22 protein-coding genes are annotated in these 19,329 nt (G+C 28.3%); 5 read left to right on the top strand and 17 right to left on the bottom strand.

Annotated features, from left to right (window positions below; genetic code table 11):
• Positions 1-8: 8 nt before the first annotated feature.
• The 5 genes from TVTCOM_RS02990 to TVTCOM_RS02970 all read right to left on the bottom strand — a co-directional run bounded on the left by TVTCOM_RS02990 (position 9) and on the right by TVTCOM_RS02970 (position 2,616).
• The gene (locus tag TVTCOM_RS02990; RefSeq protein WP_434798365.1) at positions 9-392 is read right to left on the bottom strand and encodes a hypothetical protein; all 384 of its coding nucleotides are present in this window, start codon (positions 390-392) and stop codon (positions 9-11) included.
• A 46-nt stretch (positions 393-438) separates the two neighbouring features.
• Positions 439-666, bottom strand: coding sequence for a hypothetical protein (locus TVTCOM_RS02985; RefSeq protein ID WP_434798364.1), 228 nt, complete (start codon positions 664-666; stop codon positions 439-441).
• A gap of 13 nt (positions 667-679) precedes the next feature.
• A complete protein-coding gene (locus tag TVTCOM_RS02980) occupies positions 680-1,063 on the bottom strand; it encodes an arsenic metallochaperone ArsD family protein (RefSeq protein WP_434798363.1) in 384 nt (127 codons plus the stop codon).
• A 92-nt stretch (positions 1,064-1,155) separates the two neighbouring features.
• Entirely contained in the window at positions 1,156-2,142 is a 987-nt protein-coding gene (locus TVTCOM_RS02975; protein ID WP_434798362.1) for an aminotransferase class V-fold PLP-dependent enzyme, read from the bottom strand.
• A gap of 114 nt (positions 2,143-2,256) precedes the next feature.
• Complete coding sequence (locus tag TVTCOM_RS02970) at positions 2,257-2,616, bottom strand: ArsR/SmtB family transcription factor (protein WP_434798361.1); 360 nt, start codon at positions 2,614-2,616, stop codon at positions 2,257-2,259.
• A 228-nt stretch (positions 2,617-2,844) separates the two neighbouring features.
• Here TVTCOM_RS02970 and TVTCOM_RS02965 point away from each other — a divergent pair, with 228 nt between their 5' ends.
• Positions 2,845-4,077 (top strand): IS256 family transposase, encoded by a 1,233-nt coding sequence (locus TVTCOM_RS02965; protein ID WP_434796184.1) that lies wholly within the window; start codon positions 2,845-2,847, stop codon positions 4,075-4,077.
• A gap of 153 nt (positions 4,078-4,230) precedes the next feature.
• Here the strand turns inward: TVTCOM_RS02965 and TVTCOM_RS02960 are convergent, their stop codons facing one another.
• The 6 genes from TVTCOM_RS02960 to TVTCOM_RS02935 all read right to left on the bottom strand — a co-directional run bounded on the left by TVTCOM_RS02960 (position 4,231) and on the right by TVTCOM_RS02935 (position 10,258).
• On the bottom strand, positions 4,231-5,349 hold the full coding sequence (locus tag TVTCOM_RS02960) for a radical SAM protein (protein ID WP_434798360.1): 1,119 nt from the start codon (positions 5,347-5,349) through the stop codon (positions 4,231-4,233).
• Between the two features lie 429 nt (positions 5,350-5,778).
• Positions 5,779-7,599, bottom strand: a complete 1,821-nt coding sequence (locus TVTCOM_RS02955) for a TRC40/GET3/ArsA family transport-energizing ATPase (RefSeq protein WP_434798359.1) — start codon at positions 7,597-7,599, stop codon at positions 5,779-5,781.
• 4 nt (positions 7,600-7,603) lie between these two features.
• On the bottom strand, positions 7,604-7,912 hold the full coding sequence (arsD, locus tag TVTCOM_RS02950) for an arsenite efflux transporter metallochaperone ArsD (protein ID WP_434798358.1): 309 nt from the start codon (positions 7,910-7,912) through the stop codon (positions 7,604-7,606).
• Between the two features lie 107 nt (positions 7,913-8,019).
• Positions 8,020-9,114 (bottom strand): ACR3 family arsenite efflux transporter, encoded by a 1,095-nt coding sequence (gene arsB, locus TVTCOM_RS02945; protein ID WP_434798357.1) that lies wholly within the window; start codon positions 9,112-9,114, stop codon positions 8,020-8,022.
• A 26-nt stretch (positions 9,115-9,140) separates the two neighbouring features.
• A complete protein-coding gene (locus TVTCOM_RS02940; RefSeq protein WP_434798356.1) occupies positions 9,141-9,860 on the bottom strand; it encodes a metallophosphoesterase family protein in 720 nt (239 codons plus the stop codon).
• Positions 9,861-9,871: 11 nt separating this feature from the next.
• Entirely contained in the window at positions 9,872-10,258 is a 387-nt protein-coding gene (locus tag TVTCOM_RS02935; RefSeq protein WP_434798355.1) for an ArsR/SmtB family transcription factor, read from the bottom strand.
• Positions 10,259-10,469: 211 nt separating this feature from the next.
• On the opposite strand from TVTCOM_RS02935, the gene TVTCOM_RS02930 reads away from it, so the two are divergent.
• Positions 10,470-10,742 (top strand): ArsR/SmtB family transcription factor, encoded by a 273-nt coding sequence (locus TVTCOM_RS02930; protein ID WP_434798354.1) that lies wholly within the window; start codon positions 10,470-10,472, stop codon positions 10,740-10,742.
• 167 nt (positions 10,743-10,909) lie between these two features.
• On the top strand, positions 10,910-11,914 hold the full coding sequence (locus TVTCOM_RS02925) for a permease (RefSeq protein WP_434798353.1): 1,005 nt from the start codon (positions 10,910-10,912) through the stop codon (positions 11,912-11,914).
• 49 nt (positions 11,915-11,963) lie between these two features.
• Here the strand turns inward: TVTCOM_RS02925 and trhA are convergent, their stop codons facing one another.
• The 6 genes from trhA to TVTCOM_RS02895 form a co-directional block, all read right to left on the bottom strand.
• A complete protein-coding gene (gene trhA / locus TVTCOM_RS02920) occupies positions 11,964-12,611 on the bottom strand; it encodes a PAQR family membrane homeostasis protein TrhA (RefSeq protein ID WP_434798352.1) in 648 nt (215 codons plus the stop codon).
• 111 nt (positions 12,612-12,722) lie between these two features.
• Positions 12,723-13,988, bottom strand: a complete 1,266-nt coding sequence (locus TVTCOM_RS02915) for an MATE family efflux transporter (protein ID WP_434798351.1) — start codon at positions 13,986-13,988, stop codon at positions 12,723-12,725.
• A 244-nt stretch (positions 13,989-14,232) separates the two neighbouring features.
• Positions 14,233-14,937, bottom strand: coding sequence for a LiaF transmembrane domain-containing protein (locus TVTCOM_RS02910; RefSeq protein WP_434798350.1), 705 nt, complete (start codon positions 14,935-14,937; stop codon positions 14,233-14,235).
• Position 14,938: 1 nt separating this feature from the next.
• Positions 14,939-15,394, bottom strand: a complete 456-nt coding sequence (locus TVTCOM_RS02905) for a LytTR family DNA-binding domain-containing protein (RefSeq protein WP_434798349.1) — start codon at positions 15,392-15,394, stop codon at positions 14,939-14,941.
• A gap of 188 nt (positions 15,395-15,582) precedes the next feature.
• Entirely contained in the window at positions 15,583-17,061 is a 1,479-nt protein-coding gene (locus tag TVTCOM_RS02900; RefSeq protein WP_434798348.1) for a HAMP domain-containing sensor histidine kinase, read from the bottom strand.
• The gene (locus TVTCOM_RS02895; protein WP_434798347.1) at positions 17,051-17,740 is read right to left on the bottom strand and encodes a response regulator transcription factor; all 690 of its coding nucleotides are present in this window, start codon (positions 17,738-17,740) and stop codon (positions 17,051-17,053) included. The genes TVTCOM_RS02900 and TVTCOM_RS02895 overlap by 11 nt, the downstream gene beginning before the upstream one ends.
• 166 nt (positions 17,741-17,906) lie before the next feature.
• Between TVTCOM_RS02895 and TVTCOM_RS02890 the strand changes: the two genes are divergently transcribed.
• A complete protein-coding gene (locus TVTCOM_RS02890) occupies positions 17,907-18,776 on the top strand; it encodes a 4Fe-4S binding protein (RefSeq protein WP_434798346.1) in 870 nt (289 codons plus the stop codon).
• On the top strand, positions 18,766-19,320 hold the full coding sequence (locus TVTCOM_RS02885) for an FMN-binding protein (protein WP_434798345.1): 555 nt from the start codon (positions 18,766-18,768) through the stop codon (positions 19,318-19,320). Before TVTCOM_RS02890 ends, TVTCOM_RS02885 begins: the two co-directional genes overlap by 11 nt.
• Positions 19,321-19,329: the final 9 nt, after the last annotated feature.

Genomic DNA, 19,329 nt, shown 5'->3' with positions numbered 1-19,329 from the left:
TAACCCCCTTAAAACATTTCATCTTCGAAACCTAATTCTATTAATGCATTTTTTACAACATCTATAGCTTTTTCATTAGTCATATCTCTTATATCTAACATAACCAAATCCTTATTTATATCAAGTCCAGCTTCCTTAAAAGCATCTTTGAACATTTTTTTCTGCATATTAGGAGCACATGCACCTATAATTAACTTTCTGTCTGATTTTAGAAAATCAGCTAAAAATCTGTCACCATCTTCTTCACAAAGTTGAGGATGTATAAAAGCATATTCTACAGGTAATTCTATTCTAACTTGATTTATAAAATCCCATATATCCATAGCTTGAAATCCTGGACATTTTCCTGTACATACACACATAATAAAACCTGGTAATTGTTTTTCTTCCATTTTTAATTCCCCCTTGAAAATAATATATTATAAGTCTTTTTACAATTTAAATTGGCCCTTTCATACTCTTAGAAGTAACTTCTCTTTCTTTTATAAGTATATGTTGCATTGGATTCATCAACTCTCCGTCGACTTCGTACTGAAAGTCAATAAAGTATAAGCAATTTCCTTCACTTGAACTATCCTTAATAGTATTATACTTAGCACATTTTATCTTACCATTATCCAACTTTATTCCTATTCCACATTCCCCACAGTTTTTCATAATTAACATTACCTTTCTTTATTTAATGATAATCCTTACAGCAACCATTCTCACATCCACAACTACATCCACTTTCAATATTTTTACTTATTAAAACTTCTTTTGATATTTCTAGTAAGCTTATAAATTCACTTCTTGAAGGATATCTTCCTATTATTACTATCTCATCATCTACAACTGTTATTGGCAATCCATTTACTCCCACTGATTGCATATATTTAAATACTACTTCATTTTCTATAAATTCTTCAGAATCTTCATTAATATTATATCTTTCAATTTCTATGCCCTGTTTTTTTAGTATATCCACTATAACATATACCCTAAGTAACTCTTGATTTTCTTTTGAATTTGGATTTTCCGCACATGTACAAACTGCTGATTCAAATAATTTCATATTTTTCATAACTATTTTCCCCTTTACACACTGACTTTAGAATTAATTATATCTCATATCCTAAAAGTAGCATTAAAACTTCTAAATCATTTCTTTTATATTTATTTTTTTCCCAAGATATGTGCTATATCTTCTGCTCTTTTGTTTTCTAAATTAAAAGATATAACACCTATAATTTTTTCTGGATCTTTAGGACCGTATATCTCTATACCGTCTACATCTTCTAGTTCATTTAAAGCATAAGAAATTAAATCTATTTCCTTTTTATGAATTTTTTCTATTGTTTCTTGTTTTAAATATCTTAATGACTCTCTTAATCCAATAATTCCACTAACATTTAAAGTTCCCGTCTCTAATCTATTAGGAAAATAATCTGGCTGGTATTCATAAGCAGAGTCCCCTCCCGTACCACCTGATTTTAAAGGTTGAATATCTCCATCCCAATTTACTACAAGTCCTCCTGTTCCCATAGGACCTAGTAAACTTTTATGACCTGTGAATGCTAATAAATCTATATTGTCTCTTTGAATATCTATTGGGTATGCTCCGGCTGTCTGTGCTGCATCTACTAAGAATGGTATTTTATGTTTTCTTGCTCTCTTTCCTATTTCTTTAACTGGTTGAATTGTTCCTAACACATTTGATGCATGAGTAAAAATGATAAGTTTAGTATTTTCTTTTATGCTATTTTCTATATCTTCTGAATTTGTAAATCCGTTTTTATCTGCTTCTATTTTAGTTATTTCTATGTCCATATGTCTTTCTAGCGTTTTGATACAGCGCCATACTGCATTATGCTCTAGAGAGCTTGTTATCACATGATCTCCTTTTTTCAAAATCCCCTTTATCGCCAGGTTTAGAGATTCAGTTACATTAGATGTAAATATTACTTTTTTAGGATCATTAAAATTAAATAATTCACTAATTAATTTCCTAGTCTCATATACTAATTTATCTGATTCCATAGCTTTCCTATAGGAACCTCTACCTGATGTAGTCTCATTATTAATCATATAATCATAAATTGATTTTGAAACTATTTCAGGTTTTGGATAAGAGGTTGCTGCATTATCCAAATAAACTTCCATAATTAATCAATTCCCCCTAAATTAATATATATGTACATCCATATATATATATATATATGGTAGAGCTTGTTAATCATAATATCAATAATAATATATAAATTTTGTTGATATTTTTTATTTTCCCCCAAAGTTTCTTTCTCTTAATTTACAATAGTTATCTATATTTCTATTTACTTTTTCCAAATCTAGAGACAGTATAGGATAATCATTTATATTATTTCTAACTTCTAATAAAATTCTTTCCATAGATTTATTTTTCAATGTTAAAGAATAAAATATCCATTGACCTTGTCTCTCATCTAATACAAATCCCATATCTCTAAGTTTTGTTAGATGTCTAGATGCTTTCGGTTGAGAAATATCCAATAGATCGCATATTTCACACACACAAAGTTTTCTTTCGTGTAATAAAATCATTATTCTCAGTCTTGTTTCATCTGATAGTACCTTAAAAAAATCTAATATTCCGTCCATTTTGTTCCTCCTGCATGTTATAAATAGAACTTCTAATATTTCCTTGTCTAAAGTATATCACACAATAAAATGTTATGGACATGTTATGACTCCTTCAGACCAAAGGCATGCTCCACATGGGGAGTGTAGATAGGTTTGTGTAAAAACAAACTTACCTACACTTTTTTAGTATTTAAAATTGGTAAGTTTGGAATAATATTCATATTAAAATTTATGGAGGTTTGTAAAATGAAAGATATAATTATTCCAGATATTGATTATCAAGCAGAGGTGAAAAAATGTAAGACAATGGAAGACATCGTTGGAAAAAATGGATTGATGCAAAAACTATTCAAGGATGTAATGCAACAACTTTTAGAGGCTGAAATGGAAGAACATCTAGGTAGAGAGAAATATGAAAGATCTGATAATAATGATACAAATTATCGAAATGGATATAGTTCAAAGACAATAAGTAGTAGTTTTGGTGATATTGGATTAGATGTTCCAAGAGATAGAAAATCAGAATTTGAACCGAAGGTTGTTAAGAAATATGAAACAGTATGTAATGAATTAGATAAAAAGATAATAGGTCTTTATGCTTGTGGAATGAGTGTGAGAGATATTCAATCTGAAATGGAAGAGCTATATGGTATAGATGTATCACCTTCAATGATTTCTAAGATAACAGATAAGGTTGTTGAGGCTGCCGCCGAATGGCAAAGTAGAACACTTGATGAAATTTATCCTATAGTATATATGGATGCTATGCATTTTAAAGTAAGAGATGATAATAAAATAGTATCTAAAGCTGCATACATTTGTATGGCCTTAGATATGAAAGGAAAAAAAGATATATTAGGTATTTGGATAGGTGAATCTGAAGGGGCAAAGTTCTGGCTATCAGTATGTAATGATTTAAAAAATAGAGGTTTAAATGATATATTAATAGCTTGCATGGATGGTTTAAAAGGCCTTCCAGAAGCAATAAAAACTGTATATCCAGATGTGAATATACAAACTTGCATAGTACATCAAATTAGAAATTCATTAAAATATATAGCATCAAAAGATCAAAAGGAATTTATGAAAGATTTAAAGAATGTGTATAGAGCATTCAATGAAGAAACTGCGCTTGCAAATTTAGATATTTTAAAAGATAAATGGTATAACAAGTATTCAGTTGTAATAGATTCTTGGTATAATAATTGGCCTAATTTAGCAACGTTTTTCGATTTTTCTGAAGATATTAGAAGAATCATATATACTACAAACTCACTAGAAGGTTTTAATAGACAGCTAAGAAAATATACAAAGGTTAGAACTGTATTTCCTACAGATGAGTCACTAAGAAAATCTCTGTATCTTTCTACTATGAAAATCATAGAAAAATGGACATCTCCAAATCAAAATTGGGCTACCACTTTAGCGCAGCTAACAATTAGATTTGAAGATAGAATTCCTAAAAAATATACAATCTAAAATTTTTTTGAAAATGGTAAATTTAGTGTATATTGTCCTAAATTAGACACATAATAAAAATGTATAAAATACCATTATTAGTATTCCAATCAAATAAAAAAATATTACTGGAATAAGTAATTTCCAGTAATATCAATTAATAAATAAGTCTATTTACACAAATCTATAGACATTCTCTCCACATGTAGGCTTTAAATTGCCAAAACAATCTTCCTTATTTTCTTTCCAATTTTCACATCCTCCACATACGACACATGGTGAGAAGTTAAATTTTCTTACCTTTTCTCTAAATACACAATATTCCTCTTTGTTCCAAATACTTTTTAAAGTATCATCTAATACATTTCCAAATGAATGATGATACACCTTTCTTTTTTCATCAAATAAATATGTTTCACTACTGTGTAAAACTCCCATACAGGGACTTACATTTCCATTATGTTTTATAAATGAACAACCTTCTTCTATAAACTTACAACAATTTGATTTTCTTGAAATTTTATTGTTACATATACTTAAACTTGATACTTGTGATTTTAATAATTTATTTACACTTTTGCCTACATTTTGAATATTCCAATCCATAATAGGTATATTTATCTCTGGTAATATGTTAAACATCAATTCTGAACTAGTGTCTACACCTAATGCTCTTGAATATAAAATATTATCTACAGATGTTTCATCTGATGGCAATAAGTTGGATACATTCACTTTACTCACACCATGAATTGCGCAAAATAAAGGCATTTTTTCTAGTTGATCAATATTACTTTTCATGGCAACAAATGCAATTCCAAGCTTTACATTATTTTTAGCTTTATTAGATTCAATATTATATTCTCTTAATTTGTTGAATGTTTTAATATTATTAATAACTTTCTCTAACTTACTATTTACTCTTATTTTTTCATATCCTTCAGATTCTAAAGAATCTATGGAAATCCATAACATAGTCAAACCAGCTTCCAATAATTTTTTGCTCATTTCTTCATTTAATAAAGTTCCATTAGTAAGTAGCTCAACTTCTTTTACTTTTGAAGATGCTATTTTTACCATTTCTATAATATTAGGATGAAATAAAGGTTCTCCCATTCCACCAAAAAATATTTTCTCCACACCACTTGGCATGGTATTAATTGCACCATTGAAAGTTTCCATAGTCATATTTCCCAATTCTTCATCTATCCAGGTATTTCTAAAACACATTTTACAATTTAGATTACACTTAGATGTGGGCTCAATATACAACTTTTTTAATTTATCTTCCATTTCTATTCCTCCCCTAAAATATTAATATACAAAAAGTGGATCAAATATTAAACTTAATCCACTTCTTCAATGTCTATTATCTCTAGTTATTTATCAACAACCACTATTTTTACAATTACATCCCTCTCGGTATACAACCTCGGGTTTTCCATCTTGTCCTTCTTTGTACACTCCAAAATTACACTTTTCTATACATCCTCCACAAGCATTACATATCTTATAATTTATAACTGGATACCAATCTTTTTATATTTATAGCCACTCTACCTTTTTATTTTTTATAATATATATATCAATATATATTCATATATATATTATAATATATCACCATCCACGAAACATCCCGGTATATTTCCTAGAAGCCCTAGATAATTATTCACTTTTTGAGATTTATTTACTTTAGAACTTAGTTCACTTTATTTTTATAAGTTAAAATATACTGTTTCCTATCTTACTTAGCATATCAATACCTCTTATTTCCTTATCATACATTGGTACTATTACTAATTCTGAATTCTTAAAGTCACCATTTATTTCTCTTAAATATTTTTCTTGCATATTTCTTCTATTTCTAAAGAATGGTGTTATTGCTTGTTCTTCAGGTATTATAAGGTTAGCTACAACCATACCCGTTTCAATTCCAACAGTTTTTAACTCTTCACTAGCTCTATATGCCTCTATTATAGGTGTTTTTTCTGGATACATTACAAAACTAAATGTAGTCTTATTCTTATCCTTCATAGTTGCTATAACTTTATCAAATTTTTCTTTCTGTAATTTGTCTTCTTCACTTATTTCAGAGTTTACTCCAGCCTTCATTTGAATTTGCTTTGACCAATCCATTGGTAATTCTAAAAGTCTTAATGTATGACCAGTTGGTGCTGTATCAAATACAATAACATCGTACTCTTCTTTAGAAGCATAAGAAATAAACTTTTGGAAAGATGCCATTTCTTCTGTACATGGTGAGTTTAATTCCTCTTCCATTGTAGCTATTGTCGCTTCGCTAAATTTATCTTTTGCATCTTTTAATACCATATCTTTATATTCTTCAAAGGCTACTTTTGGATCTATCTTAGCTGCATATAAATTTTTACAACCTTCTATTGGTCCTGGACTGTCTCCTATAGGTTTATCTAGAACTTTTCCTATATGAGCCGCTGGATCTGTTGTTAATAAAAGTGTTTTATACCCTTCATTAGCTGATTTTACCGCTGTTATACAAGCCATTACGGTTTTTCCAACTCCACCTTTTCCTGAGAAAAATACATTTCTTATAGAATTTTCTTTTGGTAATATAAGAGGCTTAACTTTTTCATTTTTTTCAATTTTTATTTCATCTATATTTTTATATTCCACATTAGTAATTTTCTCAACTTTTTTATTTTCAAATAATATACCTGCACTTATTCTAAATTTATCTACACCTTTAAGTTCACTATCAAACAACTCCATAGTATCTATTGATAATCCATTGAAAGTTTCTTTCGCTTTAGATAAATAACCTTGTTGCATATCATATCTTGACTTAAAGAAAGGTATTATAGCTTCTTCCTTTGGAATAAATCCATTAACAATTATTTTAGTAGTTGATATCCCCAGTTCTTTAAGTTCTTTTGACGCTCTTAAGGTTTCGTCTAATGAGGTTTGCTCTGGTTGCATAACAAATATAAAGTCTGTTTGAGAAGTATCTCTAAGTTTTTCTATGGCTCTATCAAATTTATCTTTACTATCTTGAATCATAGATACAGGACCCATGCAAGTTTGGCCAGTTCCCTCAGCACTTTCTTCTATATGCTTAGACCAATCTATTGGAAGTTCTAAAAGTCTTATGGTATGACCTGTTGGAGCTGTATCAAATATTATAACATCATAATCATCTAACTCCATAAATTCAATAAATTTATCAAAAGAAGCCATTTCTTCTGTACAAGGTCCGCTTAACTGCTCATCTGCTATTTTTATCATCTCTTCATCAAAGATTTCTCTCATTGGTGCTAATAGATTTTCTTTATACTCATTAGTTGCTTCATCCGGGTCTATTTCCATAGCATAAAGATTCTCTATATTATTTATTTTAGTAATTTTATGACCTATTTCTTGCTCAAATACATCTGATAAGTTTGCCGCTGGGTCTGTAGTTACTATTAAAGTCTTTAGCCCCTTATCCGCATTATAAACTCCTGTTGTACATGCCATTGAAGTTTTTCCAACTCCACCTTTTCCTGAGAAAAATAAGAATTGTGTCATTTTACTATTCACCTCTTAACGCAGAGTTTAACTCTTCTAAGCTTGCATATTCTCCACTTTTTATTACTCTTCCATTAACTACAGTTATAGGAAGTATCTGTTGGCCTTTTTCTTTAACTAATCTTCCAACTTCCATATTAGCCATAAATTTCATTGCATGAGTTTGAGGTTGATATCTTTCTACAACAATACCTTCAAATTCATTTTTTAATATTTCTATATTTTCACTTATTTTAACTAAATTATTATCTACACTTGGTCCACAGATTCCTGATGAACAACACATTGTAGGTTCGAATATTTCTATTTTCATAACTTTTCTCCTTTAATATTTAAGTCTTTATAATATTTTATATAAATATATAGGAAGTCATTTAACATATTATTAAATTATGACTTCCTAATACTTATTAACTCTATTTATTTTCCAAACCAGTGCTTAGTTCTATTAGCAATAGAAACTAATGCAAGCATTACTGGTACTTCAACAAGTACTCCAACAACAGTAGCTAGTGCTGCTCCTGAGTTAAGTCCAAACAAAGCTATTGCAACTGCAACTGCAAGTTCAAAGAAATTACTAGCACCTATCATTGCTCCTGGTGCTGCTACATTATGAGGCAATTTCCAAGCCTTAGCCCAAAGATAAGCTAAGAAGAATATAAAGAATGTTTGTATTGTAAGTGGTATAGCTATTAATGCTATATGAGCAGGGTTATCTATTATTTTTTGTCCTTGGAATGCAAATAGTATTATTAATGTTAATAGTAAACCAACTACAGTTATTCCATTAAATTTAGATAAGAACTCATTTTCAAAGTACTCTAATCCTTTTTTCTTAATTATCATTGTTCTTGAAAAATATCCTGCAACAAATGGTATGATAACAAATAAAAATATTGATAATAGTAATGTATCCATTGGAACTACAACGTTAGTTACTCCAAGTAAAAATGCTACTATAGGAGCAAATCCAATTAATAATATAAGATCATTCACTGCAACTTGAACTAATGTGTATGCTGGATCTCCATCTGTTAAATGACTCCAAACAAATACCATTGCTGTACAAGGTGCTGCACCAAGTAATACTGCTCCTGCTAAATAGTCCTTAGCTAAATCTGCTGGTATTAAACTTTTAAATACTATAATTAAAAAGAAATATGATATTGCATACATTGTAAAAGGTTTTATTAGCCAGTTAGTACCACAAGTTACTATTAAACCTTTCTTTTGCTTTGCAGCATTTTTTATAGATGTAAAGTCAATTTTTAACATCATTGGATAAATCATAAGCCATATTAGTATAGCTACTGGTATTGAAACTTGAGCATAAGTAAACTTATCTAAAGTTTGAGGTATTTGAGGTGCATATACCCCTATTAGTACACCCACAATTATACAAAGTGCTACCCATATAGTTAGATATTTTTCAAAGACTCCTAGTCCTCCACTTTTTTCTTTTTCATTTACCTGAACATTTGCTGCTATTCCAGGCTTATTATTCTTATTACTCATTTTATAACTCCTCCTTTTTATTTTTGCTATTTTGAACTACCTTCTCTTATTAATCTTGCGAAATCGTTAGGTAGTATTTCGTTTTCTTCTATTTCTTTTGCTATTTTCTCAAAGTCATAAGGTACTTCTATTATTTCAACTTCTACTGAAGAATCTTGTATATCTATAATTACATAGTTTGCATCTGGTTTATTAGTTTTTGGTTTTCCAACACTACCTGCGTTTACAAGTAATTTATCTCCGTAATATTTAGCATAAGGTATATGAGTATGACCACAAACTAATATATCTTCTACTAATTCACCCATTACTTCTTCAGCTTCTTTAGAATTTTCTTTTAAATATTCGTTTATTATTCTTGTACTTCCATGAACAAATCTTATAGTTTTGTTATTAAAAGTAAAAGTAGCTTCCTTAGGTAAATTTCTTAAATATTCTTTGTTTTCAGGTGTTGTTTCTTGTCCTGTAAAATGCATAGACATACCAGCTTTTTCAGCATCTTTTGGATCTGGATAATCACATCCACATATTATTTTAAAGTTTCCTATTGCTTCATCATAATTTCCCATTATAGTAAGTATGTTTTCTTTTCTTAAAGTTTCTATAACTTCATTTGGACGAGTTGCATATCCTACTAAATCTCCAGTACATACTGTTAAATCTACGTTTCTCTTTTTTAAGTCTGCTAAAACTTCATTTAATGCATATATATTACTGTGTATATCTGTTATTACTGCTATTCTCATTGTCTTTCCTCCTATTTTTTGTTGTTAGTATTTAATAATATATCTTTTGCCTCATTTATTGTTTCACAGTTTATTCCTGCTCCTTTATAAGCTTTTAGCATATTATAATCCTGTTTTAGTATTTCTTCTTTCTCTAACTCATTAGATAAAAGTTCCTCAATAAAACTAAACTCTCTTAAAGTTTCTTCATCCAATTTGTAATAAACATATTTAGCTTCTTTGTAGTAAGTAACTAAATCTGCATTCATAAGTTTATTCAAATGTCTAGATGCATTAGATTGAGTTATTTGAAGTATATCCTCTATTTCACAAACACATAAAGGACCATATCTTAAAATATTAAGAATCCTAAGCCTTGTCTCATCACCTAGTGCTTTTAATTTTTTTATTAACTCCATAATTACTCCTTTTCAAATAATCATATTCACTTATAATCATATGATATTGTAAAAACCTATTTTTGTAAACATATAAATCAATTTTTTTCAATTTTATTTTTTATTATCGCTATACTTTATTATTTCTATTTTGCTAAATTTTATATTTAATAAAATAACTTAATATTTGTAAAAATTTGATATAATAATATAAAGTATGGGAGGTATCAAAATGAATAATATTGATTTAATTTTTAAAGCGTTATCAGACCCTATAAGATTAAATATTTTGAAAAAATTATATTGTTCACAAAGTGTCTGTGTTTGTGAATTAGTTAAAGAGTTTGACTTATCACAGTCAAAGTTGTCTTATCATTTAAAATTACTACTTTCTGCTGACCTTATAAGCAAAACTACTCAAGGTAAATGGAATCTTTATTCTGTTAATAGAGACCGTCTATCAAGAATACTTACTTATGAAGTAATTCAAAATTTATTTTTATAAACCGCTTGTCAAATCAAAAAAAGTTGATATAATAATTAATATAGATTTCTTAATTTAATACCTATTGTTTTATATCAACTTTAAATTGATGTATTAACAATCTATTGTGAAATCTAATTTTTTACATTTAATATCAATTTTTTTTGATATATTTTCAGGAGGTTATCATGAGAGTTTTTGATTTTTTAACAGACCAAGTTTTGAAAATGAGCTGGTTGTCTGATTCAATCACACTATTTGTTGAAAAAGTTCTAAATTTAGACGTTTCAACTAGAATTGGTGGTAGTATTCAATTCTTCATATATGATACTATAAAAATATTTATACTTTTAGGTACATTAATATTTTTAATATCATATATACAAAGTTACTTTCCACCAGAGAGAACAAAAAAAATATTAAGTAAATTTAAAGGATTAACTGGTGCTACTATATCAGCATTACTTGGAACTGTAACTCCATTTTGTTCTTGTTCTTCTATTCCTATATTTATAGGGTTTACTAGAGCTGGATTACCACTTGGGATTACATTCTCATTCTTAATATCTTCACCAATGGTTGATATAGCATCATTACTACTACTTGCATCATTCTTTGGTATGAAAGTATCTGTTTTATATGTTGTTTTAGGACTTATAATTGCCATAGCTGGTGGAACTATTATATCTAGCCTTAAAATGGAAGATGAAATAAGAACTTATACAGAAAAAACTAGAGATTTATATGATGAGTCAGAAAACTTTAATCAAAGACAAAGACTTGATTATGCATTAAACGATACTAAAATAATCGTAAAAAATGTTTATAAATATGTACTAATAGGCGTTGGTATAGGTGCATTAATTCATAACTGGATACCACAAGATATGATTTTATCTATACTTGGTTCTAAAAATCCATTTTCAGTATTAATTGCTGCTGTAGTTGGTATACCAATGTATGCAGATATTTTTGGAACTATTCCAATAGCAGAAGCTTTATTTATGGCTGGAGTTCCAATGGGTACTATACTTGCATTTATGATGAGTGTTACTGCACTTTCTCTTCCTTCAATTATAATGTTAAGTAAGGTTGTTAAACCTAAGTTATTAGGTGTTTTTGTAACTATAGTAACTATTGGTATAATTATAACTGGATACTTATTTAATTACTTCCATTTCTTATTAGTGTAATTAAAATAAAAATCACCCATTCCAATAAGTAGATTGGGTGACTATAATTTTATATTACATATTCAAATACTGAGATAAAGTGGCATATACTTCCTAAGAGGATAAATATATGAAATATCTCATGAAATCCTAAATTTCTAAATTTAAGTGCAGAGGGCTTAAGACCATATATTACTGCTCCTATGGTGTAAAATATACCTCCCATAAGTAATAAAAGTATTCCTCCAAATGGTATAGAGCTATAAAGTGGTTTTATCATAAATACTGATATCCACCCCATGCCTATATATATGCAAGTAGATATCCATCTAGGACAATTAAACCAAATCATTTTGAATAGAACTCCACAAACTGCTATTGTAGCAACAACTGTAAATAAGATCCAACCTTTGTGTTCTTTTAATGCAATTAAGCAAAATGGAGTATATGATCCAGCTATAAGTATAAAAATCATAGAATGATCTAATTTTCTTAAAAATGCAATTACCTTGTCTGATGCCATTACTAAATGATATGTAGCTGATGCTGCATAAAGTAAAATCATACTTATTCCAAATATTATTACTGCAGTTAGATCTATAGCAGATGCACTTGTTAATGTAGTTTTTATTACTAGTGCTAAGAGACCTACAAAAGAAAGAATTGCTCCGCCTAAATGAGTAAATCCATTAATAGGTTCCCTAATATATGTTCCCATGAAATACCTCCTTATTTCTTGTCGGTCAGTTGACCGATAATAATTTGATTGTAACTCTAATAACAAGAAAAGTCAACTCAGTAAATAAGTTTTAACATTGTATTAACCATTTTATATATCTTTTACAATATTATTTGCCCATTTCTTAGATAATACCCTTGGTACCCCAAATATAAACTTTGCCACTTCCTCTGTATAAGTTAAGGCAACTAAAATATAAATAGGAACGCCTTTGTAAGCAGCAAAGAATGTTAAAGGTAATGATACAAACCACATACATCCCATTTCTAAAGTTAAAGCATATTTTGTGTCTCCACCACTTCTAAGCACACCTATTATTATAAAAGTGTTAAACGTCTTTAATACCATTAGTACTCCCATTACAATAAATATCTTTCTTATATCGAGTGCAAGGCCTGGGCTTACACTAAATACTTTTAGAAGAACAGGAATTGATAAAATTAATAATCCACCAAAAACTAACCCAGCCAAAGATACTAGTATTGCAAACTTCTTTGAATAGCTAACTGCTTTTTCTATATGGTCCGCACCTAACTCATTTCCTATCATAATAGATGAACCAATAGCTATACATACTGATGTCATTATAAAGAAATTTCCTGTGCTTGATGCAATTTGACTTGCTGCAATAGCTGATGTTCCTGCTTTTGAGTAAGCCACCGCATATAGCACAGTCCCAAATGCCCATAAAGCATCGTTAAAAAATACAGGTATTGTTCTAGATATAAACGCCTTAAATAAATCTTTATTGATTAATTTTATATCTTTAAAAGTAAATCTTAATTCATAATCACTTTTAATAAAATAAACATAACTAACTAACAAGATTAACTCAACGACTCTTGATATAACTGTTGCCAAGGCTGCACCACTAGCACCTAAAGCTGGCATTCCAAATTTTCCAAATATAAATATATAGTTTAGAATTATATTTAATCCTAATGATATGGAACTGCAAATCATTCCAAGCTTGGGATTTCTAATACTTCTTGAACCCATACTAAATACATTACTGATTGCAATTATAGGATAACAAAATCCTATTATTAAAAAATAGTTTACTGCAATTTCAATTACACTTTCATCAAGAGAAAAAAAATGAATTATAAACTTTGGAGAAAAAATTGCCATCATGGCAAATATTATTCCTAAAGTTATGGCTGATAATGCTCCCAAAGCTGTGATTTTTCTTATATTTGCTTTATCATCTTTTCCAAAAAATTGAGCAATAAATAAACCTGCTCCTCCTATAATTCCTGATAAAGCCATATTGTATAAAAAGAAATATTGGTTAGCTATGCCGATAGCTGCCACCGATACTTCTCCCAGCCCTCCAACCATAATTGTATCAACCATATTTATTAAAGTTGATAATAGGTTCTGTATTATTATTGGAATACATAAGGTAAGCAAGGTCTTATAAAATATTTTGTTTTCTTTGTCTAATTTAAATATGTATTGCAAAGTTTCACCTCATTTTTTTCTTTGTTACTTATTTTATATTTTTACATATACCACTTAATAATATCACATTTTTTCAATATTTTGACCATCTAAAAAAGGTATTTCATTATTGAAATACCCTTAGTTTATCTATATTTTATACATATACTATTTCTATACCTGCAAAACTAGCACTTCCTATTATAGTTAAAATATTATCTGAATTTCCCATATTTCTATTTTTCTCATTTACACCTGCGAAAGATGTGTTAACCCTATTTTCTACAGTCCAAGTCTTAGGTATATATAACTCTACTCCAGAAAATGATGCATCTATTCTAACTACTCCACGTCCATTGTTTAGTTTAGTATTATCAAAATATACCTTCATGGAACCAAAACTACAGTCTAAATCTGCTTGCTCAAATTTATCTGAATTAATATATTTAATACTTCCACCAAAACTAGTATCTAATTTTATGTGTCCCTCATCTTCAATATTAATAGTTTCATACTCATCATGCTTCCAATCATAGTTATGTTTATAATGATGCCATCTAGGACCTTTGTAAAAAATCATTGATAAACCAAAACTACCAAGAGCCGCTGCTATTAACACAGTCCATGGTGTAATTGCTGTAATACCTAGTTGATCATCAAATATAATACAAATAAACGCTAATGGGAATAGTATTCCTGAAAAACTTTTCCTAAATACACTTTTTATCATAATTCCCAAAAGAAATACTGTTAATAATACACTAAATACATTTATATGAGCAAAGTAACCAAGTTTATTAACTATTAAGGCAACACTTCCTAATACAAGTAAAAGACCCCAGAAAATTCTTTCTTTTTTCATTTTATCTCCTCTTTTCTAATAACTTAAATTTTAGTGGTTTATAATAATGTCTTGAAACATACACTTGTTTATGTGTGCTTTGGAATTCAACGATACTTGACGATGTTAGGTTTCGTGTTATGGAGTAAATGTGATTTATATTTAATATAGTAGACTTTGATATTCTCATAAAATTATTTGGTAAAATCTCTTCTAGTTCATAAAGCTTGTACTTAACCTGATAAATATTGTCACCTGTATGAGCACTAATGCTGGCATCTTCAGTTTCAAAAAACAATATTTCTGCTAAAGATATATAGTACTCCACATTATCTTTATAAAAAGAAATTTGTGTTTTTCGTGATATTATTTCAGTTATAGCTTTTTGAATATTACTCACTTCTTCATTTAATTCACTGCACCTAACTATTACTTCGTCTTCTTCAATTTTTTCATCAACTTCAATTCGTATTCTCATATCTTCACTCTCCACATTATCAATTATAGTCATTAGATTTTCTTTGTAAACTAAATTAGAGTAAGTGGTTAATTTATATTTGTAAGAGGTAAGTTTTTAATTATTAGTTACAAACATTTTATAATTTCAAATAAAATTTTGCCAAAATGAAAAAACAAAGATGATTATCACCATCTTTGTTTTTTCTTCTATAGCATATTCAAATTATAAAAAATAATTGTAAATTTTACTCCTTTGTTCGTATTCTCACAGTAAATATTGCCTTTATGTTTTTCTATAATAGATTTTACAATAGATAAGCCTATTCCACTTTTACCTTTATCTCCTTTATAAAATCGTTGAAAAATATAAGGCATATCTTTATCATTTATATTCTCTCCATCATTTTCTATAGTAATAACTATATCTTTATTTATTAATTTACAAGTAATATACATTTTAGATTTTGCATATCTTAGTCCATTTTCTATTATATTTAAGAATGCTCTACGCAAACTTTTTTCATCACATATATACATAACTGGTTTTTTATCAAAATCACAAATTAATTCTATGCTGATATTTACAGCTGTAGCTTGTTTACTTTCAATACAACTTGATAAAATTTCTCTCAAATCTAAATTTGATAAATGAAGTTCTTCAGATATACTTCCCATTCTTGAAATATATAATAACTCTTCTATCATATCTTTCAATTTATCTCCCTCTTCTAAAATTATATTGCATGCCTTTTCTTTTTCCATAACATTATATTTTATAGCCTCTGCATACCCCATCATAGACATTAGGGGTGTTCTAAGCTCATGAGAAATATTTTGAAAGAAAATTTTCTGTTCTTTGTCATATTTATCTAGGTATTCAGCGCTTTTATTCATAACTTTTAGCAATTCATCCAGTTCTTTATCTTCAAATTCCATATTTGACCTAGTAAAATCACCATCTCCTATTTGCTTTGCAAATTTACTTACTTTTTTTATAGGTTTTGATATTTTTTCCGATAAAAACAATGTAGTAAAAATAGTTAAAATTCCTGCAACACACATTACTATAAATAATAGCGTATTTATGCTTTGTGCTAATTCTAATTGCTCATTTATATCTACAAAAAGTAATATGTAACATGGCTTATTATTATATGTTTTATCTAGTTTTAATATTGAATAATAGCAACTTTTTTTGTATGTTGATACTTTTTCAGATGATATTTCTTTTAATGTTTTCATATTTTTTTTCACTGCATCTGCTATATCTTCCAGATATGAAATATCATATACATAATATTCTTCCTCTGTTGGAAAAAGTAGTTCATTATCTTCATTTATAATCATAGCTTGAACCTTAGATTTATCCTCTACCTGCTTAATCAAATGTTTCATATCTTTTTCAAAAACTTGTTTATTTTTTACTGTATAGTTTGATATATTCTCCCTAACTTCTATCTTTATTAAATTTGGAATATCCTCTAGATTAGGTTTACGTTCATATAATTCTTCATAATCATAATTTTCAACAATACTCATACCAGCTTTCAATTCTTTGTTTGCATTTTTATCAATATGGCTATTAACTAAAATATTAAAAGCTAAAAATACTCCTAATAATATAATTATTACAAGGGTTAGTGTACTCCTTAAGATTCTTCTTTTAATACTTTTTTTATTTTTCATCTTTTTTCCTCAATCTAAAACCATATCCCCATACAGTTTCAATTATTAAATTAGTATTTATAATTTTCTTTCTTAATCTTTTTACAGTATCATCTGCAACCCTTGTTTCAACCTCTGCATTAAATCCCCAAACTTCATTGAGAATTTCATCCCTAGACATGGCTCTTTCTTTATTTTCAAATAAATAAGTAATTAAATTATATTCGTTTGGAGTAAGATCAATTATCTCATCTTTATTTTTAACAATTTTATTACTAGTATTAATATTTATATCTGCGAAACTTAAAATTTTATGTTGGATTTTACTATTTTCAAAATCAATTCTTCTAAATATTGCCTTCACCTTTATAACTAGAGACATAGGACTAAAAGGTTTTGTAAAATAATCGTCACTACCTAAAGTCAATCCTGTAATATAATCCACATCACTATCTCTAGCAGTTAACATTAGAATAGGAACTGTACTATATTCTCTTATTTTAGTACAAATTTCGAAACCGTCAGATCCAGGCATCATCACATCTAAAATGACTAAATCACACTCTTTATTTTTAAATTCCTCAAATAACAAATCACCATTCTCAAAATCATAAACTTCATATCCTTCATTCTTTAGGAATAGTTTGACTAGGGATCTTATATTTTCTTCGTCATCAGCTATGTATATTAATTTTGACATAAATTATCTCCTTATAATTATCTATTTGTAACAAATTATAACACAGCATTTACAATTAATTTTGCCACAAATTTGCCACATTTATAACTCAGTTTTACGATGATTATTCAATTATGTTTATTTTATAATATAATTACAAATTTGAAATAAAAAAGGAGATATTAATATGAAAAAAATTAAAAATATAAGATTTACAATCCAAATGCTCCTGTTAGTTACGGTTATTATTGCTTCTTTAAATCACTATCTAAGTACTATTGGAAATGACATTCCTTGGATTTCAGAATCAATTTTCCACTACATATGTCCAGTATGTGGTGTCACAAGCATTTATCAATTTTTTGCATCTTCTACTCTATGGGTGATAAAACTTAAAAGTACTTTAGCAATAGTCATTGGACTAGCTATTATGACTACTATAGTTTTCGGTCCTATAATTTGTGGCTTTATTTGTCCATTTGGAGCTTTGCAGGATTTAGTAGCTAAACTTGGTAAAAAAACAAATAAGAAAAAATATAATAAATTTATTTCTAAAAAATTAGATAAAAATTTAAAATATCTAAGATATATAACTTTAGTTGCTACAGTTTATTTAACTGCAACTTCTAGTGTTGTTCTATTAGAATCAATCAATCCTTATCATGCTTTTCTAGGAATTTTCAAACTAAATGTGAGTATTGCTGGATTAATAATCTTATTTATTATTATAATAACATCTTTATTTGTTCAAAGGCCTTGGTGTAAGTATCTATGTCCTTACGGCGCCTTTTTAGGATTATTTAATAAAATTAAAGTATTTAGAATAGTAAGAAAAAACTCAACTTGTGTATCTTGTAAGAAATGTAGTAATACATGCCCTATGAGCATAGATGTTCATGAAAAAGATGAAATTAGAGATTTAAGCTGTATATCTTGTTTAGAATGTGTGGATGATAAAGTTTGTCCTAAATCAAATACAATTACTTATTCATCTAATGATTTGGAAATTAAAGAAATAAATTTTAATAATATGGAGGAAAAAGTAAATGAAAAATAGTAAAAATAAAGTTGTTGCAGCCTTAGTTTGTGGAATAATAATGGGGTCAATTGGTACTAGTTTTATAGGTAATTTCCAAACAGAAAACCAAAGTATAGCTAGCGCTCAAGATCAACAAAGTTCAAATAATTCAAATGAATATTATAATGATGCTGAAAATTATAGTCCTGATAATGGTGGAAAGCGTGGTGGTCATCACCAATACGATGACTCTCAAGATACTACACCTACTATAGATACTACAAATACAAACTATAAGGACGGCACTTATACTGGCACTGCTTCAGGATATGCACCTAATTTAGCTGTTGAAGTAACTATTGCCAGCGGCAAAATTACCAGTGTAGAGATAGTTAGTCACAACGAATCCCCAGGATTTTATGAAAAAGCCTTTGAAACTGTACCTCAAGAAATAGTTAGTTCCCAAAGTACAGATGTAGACACAGTGTCTGGCGCGACTTTTAGTTCAAAGGGGATAATTAACGCAGTTGAAGATGCTCTACAAGATGCTGTTTCTGATTCAAGTTCATCTTCATCAATCTAAAGACTAAGG

Source organism: Terrisporobacter vanillatitrophus, assembly GCF_051148895.1.
Classification (GTDB): Bacteria; Bacillota; Clostridia; order Peptostreptococcales; family Peptostreptococcaceae; genus Terrisporobacter; species Terrisporobacter vanillatitrophus.
This window is presented reverse-complemented; position numbering and strand designations above follow the sequence as displayed.